The 1,169-nt window shown below is 63.9% G+C and carries 1 protein-coding gene and 1 pseudogene; both read right to left on the bottom strand.

Going from position 1 to position 1,169, the window contains the following annotated elements:
- Positions 1-111: 111 nt before the first annotated feature.
- A complete protein-coding gene (locus tag ACQKDV_RS08185; protein WP_005411127.1) occupies positions 112-534 on the bottom strand; it encodes a F0F1 ATP synthase subunit epsilon in 423 nt (140 codons plus the stop codon).
- A 2-nt stretch (positions 535-536) separates the two neighbouring features.
- Positions 537-1,169, bottom strand: a pseudogene (locus ACQKDV_RS08180) (F0F1 ATP synthase subunit beta); the annotation flags it as partial.

Genomic DNA, 1,169 nt, shown 5'->3' with positions numbered 1-1,169 from the left:
TCCCCGTCGGTTTTTGCCCGGTCGATCTGTCGCGCCGTTGGTTTTACCGCGCCGACCGCACAAACAAAAACGCCGGCACGTGGCCGGCGTTTCTGCGGTAGGGCGCGAACCTCAGTGCTTGAGGGTCTTGCGCAGACGCTCCAGCGCCTGCAGCTGCACCACGGCCTCAGCCAGCTTCTGCTGGGCTTCGGCCACTTCCATGGCTTCACCGCGGTTGGCCAGGATACGCTCGGCTTCTTCCTTGGCCTTACGGACCGAGGCTTCGTCGATGTCCTGTGCGCGGATCGCGGTGTCGGCCAGCACGGTCACCACCTGCGGCTGCACTTCCAGGATGCCGCCGGAAATGGCGAAATCCAGCTGCTCGCCGTTCGGCGTGGTGACCACGACCTTGCCGGGCTTGAGTCGGGTGATCAGCGGGGCGTGCTTGGGCGCAATGCCCAGCTCGCCCAGCTCACCGGTCGCCACGACCAGGGTCGCTTCGCCACGGAAGATTTCCTGTTCAGCGCTGACGATGTCGCAACGAATGGTGCTCATGATCAGGCCTTCTCAGCCATCTTCTTGGCCTTCTCAACCGCTTCTTCGATGCCGCCGACCATGTAGAACGCCTGCTCCGGCAGGTGGTCGTATTCGCCATCGACAATGGCCTTGAAGCCACGGATGGTGTCCTTCAGCGGCACGTACTTGCCCGGCGAACCGGTGAACACTTCGGCCACGTGGAACGGCTGGCTGAAGAAGCGCTCGATCTTGCGGGCGCGCGACACGGCCTGCTTGTCTTCCTCGGACAGTTCATCCATGCCCAGGATGGCGATGATGTCCTTCAGTTCCTTGTACTTCTGCAGGGTCTGCTGGACGCGCTGGGCGGTGTCGTAGTGCTCGTGGCCGATGACCAGCGGGTCCATCTGGCGGCTGGTGGAATCCAGCGGATCGACGGCCGGGTAGATACCCAGCGAAGCGATCGAACGCGACAGGGTCACGGTCGAGTCCAGGTGGGCGAAGGTGGTCGCCGGCGACGGGTCGGTCAGGTCATCCGCGGGAACGTAGACGGCCTGGATCGAGGTGATCGAACCGTTCTTGGTCGAGGTGATGCGTTCCTGCAGGACGCCCATTTCCTCGGGCTTTTCCTGCGCGCGGGTCAGCATGGTGTAGGTCTTGCCCACGCCCGGCGCCGC

Origin of the sequence: Stenotrophomonas sp. NPDC077659, assembly GCF_050268705.1 — a bacterium.
In the GTDB taxonomy this organism is placed as follows: domain Bacteria; phylum Pseudomonadota; class Gammaproteobacteria; order Xanthomonadales; family Xanthomonadaceae; genus Stenotrophomonas.
Note: the sequence above shows the minus strand (reverse complement) of the source record. Positions and strands in the feature narration are given on the sequence as shown.